The organism is Massilia sp. CT11-108 (assembly GCF_047302915.1).
Lineage (GTDB): Bacteria > Pseudomonadota > Gammaproteobacteria > Burkholderiales > Burkholderiaceae_D > Telluria > Telluria orientalis.
Genome location: NZ_JBKYMO010000389.1, coordinates 1 through 5,326 on the forward strand (window position 1 = coordinate 1; position 5,326 = coordinate 5,326).

Below are 5,326 nucleotides of genomic sequence, written 5' to 3' on the forward strand. Positions count from 1 at the left end.
GTCGCGGACGGCGCGCTGGCGGGCATCGCGGCGCACCGTTCCCTGATTCCGGAGCTGGCCGTCCTGGCGTGACGCGCGGCATGCCTTGCCGCGCCCTTGACGCGCCCTTGACGCCTTACGACGTCATGCGGTTCCAGCCCGACCGCACGGCCGCCTTCATGCGTTCCCACGTGGACGAGCCGCTGCTGCCGTAGCGGGTATCCCAGTCGCTGCGCAGGTCGGATTCCACGTCGTCCCAGTTGCGGCCCTGGTAGCGGGCGTCGCGCCGCATCTCGTCGCCGTAGCGGTAGGCCGGCGCGTAGTCGTCGTACGTGCCGCCCAGGCTGGCGTAATTCGTCTGCCAGTCGTTGCGGTAATAGGTGTCGTCGTCGGGCGCGCTGCCCTGCAGCGGCTGTACCTCGACTTCCGTGTGGCGCACCGTGTCCTGGATGTTTTGCTGGCGCTGGCTGACTTCCTTGCCGACGACGACTTCCTCGACCACGCGCGCGGATTTCTGCACGACGGCTTCCTCGGCCGTTTCGCGCAGTTCGATCGTCTGGTCCTTGAGCGCGGCGACGTCGGCCGGGTTGATCGGCTGGTCGACCGGACGGCGTTCCACGCTGACGTGTTCCTCGCGCAGCGACACCGTTTCGTTCACGGGCGTCTCGACCATGCGCGAGAAGACGCGCACGCCGCCCCGTTCGACCTGGCGCTTGCCGACCCGGACTTCTTCCTGCACGACCGGGATCGCGGCTTTGCCGGTGGTCTGGTCGACGGCCGTCTCGCGCTGCAGCGAGTCCGAACGCACGGTCGAATCCGAGAGGCTGCCCGACAGGTTGCCCGTCTGCGTCCCCGCCTGCATCGAGCCGGCGGCCAGCGACGGCGACGTCTGCGGCTGGTAGGCGCTCGTGCCCAGCGATGCGGCGTTGCCCGCCAGGTCGTGGCGCTCGTCGATGTCGATGGGGCCGAAGCGTTCGATCACGTCGGCGGCGCGTTCCACTTCCGGCTCCGACGACGTGGTCAGGGTCAGCACGTGCTGGCCGCCGGCGACCGCAGTGGAATAGCGGGTCGCATGTTCGTCGTGGTCCGAGCCGAACAGGTTGTCGAAGAAGTGCTTGATCGAGGCGCCCACGCCTTCCTCGTGGGTCGCGCCGAGCGTCGTGCCGGCCGTCGTCGTGGTGCCGGACAGGTCGGCGCTGGAGACATAGACGTTGTCGCGGGTGAAGCCCGATGCCAGCAGTTCGTCCATCGCGTTCTGGGCATCGCTGCGGTTGTCGAACACCGCTACGAGAGTATGTTGCATGATGCGTCCTCCGGTGAATGTCACGTGGGTGAAGTGTCGCCGTGCTCGTCGAAGCGCTCGACGCTGACCTGCTCGGACTTGAGCATGACCGTGTCGACGTGGTGTTCTTCGCGGCGGGTGCGCGTGATGTGGAGCTCTTCCTTGATGCGCAGCCGCCGTTCGACGACCAGCACTTCCTCGAGAATCGGTACCACGAGCGTTTCCCCTTCGTAGCGGGTCGCGGGCGCCTGGTCGAGCGGGACGATGCGGTCCACCGGCACATGGTGGACCTCGACGTCGTCGCGCAGCAGGCGCTCGTCGATCCGGCAAGGGGTCTCGGCGACAGTCTTGTGGATGCGTACGCCGCGACCCGTGTCGACGATCCGTTTCTCGACCCACGCCTCCTCATGGACCACGGGAACCCGCAAGAGCTCCTGTTTTTCCTGATCGGGTTTTGATGAGTCAAGGGACACGGTCCGCCTCCGGGTTCACGACACTGGAGCGACCGAGATTACTCTATTGGCCACGGTTCCCGCGCACCGTTGCCTCCCCACAATCGAGACTGTAGGACAGGACGCTAGACGGCATTACGGCCGACGCAGCGCGGCAAGCACGTCCGCCGGCACCCGCAGTGCCGTCCCGTGGCGCATGCGCCGCGCCGTGCCTTCGTCCGGGAAGTGCATCTGCGCCGTCACGTCTTCCCAATGCACGAGATCGCGCGAGCGCAGCGCGCCGTAGTGCTTCGTCGTGTAGGCGTCGTAGTACACGATGACGTCGTCGCCCACCTGCAGCGCCGTCGGTCCCTCGGTCCACAGGCCGGCGGGCGAGATCGGCGCGCCCAGCGGTTCGAACGGCCCCTGCAGGCCGGCGGCGCGCGCCAGCTGCAGGTATTTACGGGGCGGGTGGCGCGTCTCGTCCTTCACGAGCAGCCAGTCGCCGCGGTTCGTGCGCAGGAACGTCGCGTCAATGACGGAAAAGCCCGGATCGTAGAACAGGCGCGTGGGCGTGAACGTGACGAAGTCGCGCGTCGTCGTGGCGTAGATGCGGTGGTTGTACTTGTTGGCGCCGGCGTCGTCGCCGGCCGCTTCGGATGCCGCGAAGCGGCCCGGGATCGTCGACGACCAGAAGATCAGGTACTCGCCGCGCTTCTCGTCCCACGCGATCTCCGGCGCCCACGCGTTCAGGGTCGTCGGCTCGTGCGCCATCACGGGCAGCTCGCGTTGCGCCGACCAGTGGACGAGGTCCGGCGACGACGCGTAGCCGATGCCCGTCTCGTTCCAGCCGCTCGTCCATACCATGTGGTAGACCCCGTCGGGGCCGCGCACGATGCACGGGTCGCGCATCAGTTTTGCCTTGCCGACTTCAGGCTGGAGATAGCTGCGGCCGCCGTTCAGCGCTTCCCAGCGGTAGCCGTCGACACTCCCGGCCAGGTGCAGGCCGTCCTGGCCGTTGTCGATGAAGTAGGCGAAGACGTAGGCGTCTGTTTGCGATGCCGGTTTGATGCCGGCGCAGCCGGCCAGGGCAGCGAGACCGAGGGTCGAGAGTAAGGTACGGCGTTTCATTTGTGCTCCTCGTCGCCCAGCGGGCGCTCTGCGGTATGGTGGGGACTCGGCGGTACGGCAAACGCCGCGACCGGATCGGGATGGGCGGGATCGAACGCGAAATCGTCGACGATGAAACCGGCGGCCGGCACGCGCGCCTGGCGCAGGCCCAGCACGACGGCCTTCGCCAGCTCGTAGCTGCCATAGCTGTCGTGGTGCGTGTTGTCCAGGCGGCCCGGCGCGGGCTCCGCGAACGCGGCCTTCGAGCCTTCCGGACCCAGCGCCTCGTAAAAGGTTTTGCTCATCGCGTTGAGGTCGATGAACGGCACGTTCAATTCCTGCGCGGACTGGCGCGCGGCCTCGGCGTAATCCTTCAGCGACGGGATCACGCGGCCATCGGCATCGAAGCCGCGCCGCTCCATCGGCGACACGATCACGGGCAGGCCGCCGTGCGCGCGGACGGCGTCCACGTGGGCCTTGATCTCCGCCTTGTACGTCGTGAACGGTCCGCCCTTGCCAGCCTTGATCTGCTTCTGGTCGTTGTGGCCGAACTGCATGAGGAGCGTGTCGCCCGGCTTCATGCCGCTCACGATCTTGTCCAGCCGGCGGCGCGCGAGCGAGTCGCGGTACGTCTCGCCCGATTCGCCGTGGTTGGCGACGGCGATGCCGGGCTTGAAGAAGCGCGGCAGCATCTGGCCCCAGCTGTTGTACGGTTCGGCCGGCTGGTCGCAGACGGTCGAATCGCCCAGCAGGTACAGGGTCGGCACGTGCGCCGGCGCGATGGCGATCGTGCGTACGGCCGGGTGTGCGCCGTTGATTTCCAGGGTCAGGCGCGGGTCCCAGTTCCACGCTTCCTCGACCGTTTCGCGCGGCGCTTTCAGTTTGACTTCGCCGCCGGTCGGGACCTTCGGCGTGCGCACGTTGACGGTGAACGTCTTCGTGACGGTCTCGCCCGGCCTGGTTGCCACGTTTTCCAGCATCAGCCGGCGCAGTTCGGATTTCACCGTCGTCGCGGCCGCGGCCGTGTCGTCGCCCAGCGTGACGGTCACCGTGTAATTCCCTTCGGGGAGATCGACGGAAAAATAATAGGGATGGACGCCGTCCGGCCGGGTGCCCGGCTCGAGGCCGTAGCCGCGCGCGCCGCTGTAGGCGGCGTCGACGGGCGTGTAGCCGGCCGGCGCCTTGCCGGACCCGAAGGCGAATTTCCAGCCTTCGGCGGCATGCGTATTCGCCGCGCAGGCAGCGAGAAGCAGGGCGCTGATCGCCCCGCGGATCGATGGGTTCATGGTCTTCCTGTGGTTCTAATCAGCGCTCGAACGCGCCCAGGTCCGGTGCCTTGCCGCGGAAGGGCAGGCCCACGTCGACGCCGCGATCGATGACGGCGCTGGCGGCAGACGGGTGGAACATGGGTATGTCCGGCAGGCTGCCGTCCGGCTTGCGCGGCGCGTCCCAGCCGGTGGGCGCCACGCTGTCGAAGTCGGACGGCTTCAACGCAAGGTGCAGATCCCAGGAGTTGGCCGCGCTGTCCGCGCCTTCCACCTTCAGCGCCGCACCCGCCGGGTAGGCGAGGTTGTTGCGCAGGGTGCCCAGGTAGACGGGGCCGCCATCCGGGGCCACGCCGAGCATATTGTAATCGATAACATTTCCAAAGGCGGTGTTGTGTTGGAAGTCCAGCGCGATGGGATGATGGTTGGCATAGAAGCCCGATACCTTGTTGTCGAACGCGACGGAAAAGCGCACCACATGTTTCACCCCGTTGGGCACGTAGCGCCCGCTGTAGCCGCCCGCCTTGATGCCGTTGCCGTTCCCGGCCGCGAGCGGCGTGTGCGTGCCCGGCAGGTAACCGTGCTGCCACGCCCACGAATACTCGATGGTCACCGGCGAGTACGCGTTGATCAGGTCGAAGCCGTCGTCCGTGTTCGCCCACGCACGGCAGCCGCGGAACACGTTGCCCGGATGGCCCGCGCTCACGTGGGCGCCGAAGCCGTCCGCGCTCTGGCCCGCGCCATTCGACGTGTAGGGGTCGTAGTTATGGTGCGAATCGCTGTTCAGCACGAGGTTCCAGCCCCCGTCCTTGATGAACAGGCCCGGTCCCATGTTGTGGTGCAGGTCCAGCTGCTCGAAGACGTCGTGGTTCGCGTTGATCCACACGCCCCACGATTCGTGGTTCAGGCGGTTGTCCGGCTGCTGCGGCGCGCCCGTGATCTCCAGGCCTTTCAGGTGGATCCAGTCGGCGACGACTTCGATGCCCTTGACGCGGCAATCGTCCTTCATGCCCGAGAAATCGAACACGGGCGTCTCGCCCGGATAGGCCCAGTAGCGGATCGGCTGCTGTTCCGTGCCGCTCTTGTCGAGGACGATGGCGGACACGGTCGCGCGCCGCGACGCGCACGCCGTCGTGGCCTTCGTGTAGGCGTAGCGGCCGCCGCGGAAATACACGGTGTCGCCCGGCCGCGCCAAGGCCTGCGCGTGCGCGAACGATTGCCACGGCGCGGCCAGTGTGCCGGCCGCGGTGTCGCTGCCG

General features: G+C 67.5%; 5 protein-coding genes. All 5 read right to left on the minus strand.

The window, feature by feature from the left end:
- Positions 1–115 precede the first annotated feature (115 nt).
- On the minus strand, positions 116–1,282 hold the full coding sequence (locus ACEN88_RS23615; RefSeq protein ID WP_413343577.1) for a DUF2382 domain-containing protein: 1,167 nt from the start codon (positions 1,280–1,282) through the stop codon (positions 116–118).
- 20 nt (positions 1,283–1,302) lie between these two features.
- The gene (locus ACEN88_RS23620; RefSeq protein WP_413343579.1) at positions 1,303–1,689 is read right to left on the minus strand and encodes a DUF2382 domain-containing protein; all 387 of its coding nucleotides are present in this window, start codon (positions 1,687–1,689) and stop codon (positions 1,303–1,305) included.
- 159 nt (positions 1,690–1,848) lie between these two features.
- Positions 1,849–2,823, minus strand: coding sequence for a glycoside hydrolase family 43 protein (locus ACEN88_RS23625; protein ID WP_413343581.1), 975 nt, complete (start codon positions 2,821–2,823; stop codon positions 1,849–1,851).
- Entirely contained in the window at positions 2,820–4,088 is a 1,269-nt protein-coding gene (locus ACEN88_RS23630) for a rhamnogalacturonan acetylesterase (RefSeq protein ID WP_413343582.1), read from the minus strand. The genes ACEN88_RS23625 and ACEN88_RS23630 overlap by 4 nt, the downstream gene beginning before the upstream one ends.
- 19 nt (positions 4,089–4,107) lie before the next feature.
- On the minus strand, positions 4,108–5,326 hold a 1,219-nt coding region (locus ACEN88_RS23635; protein ID WP_413343584.1), incomplete at its 5' end, for a right-handed parallel beta-helix repeat-containing protein.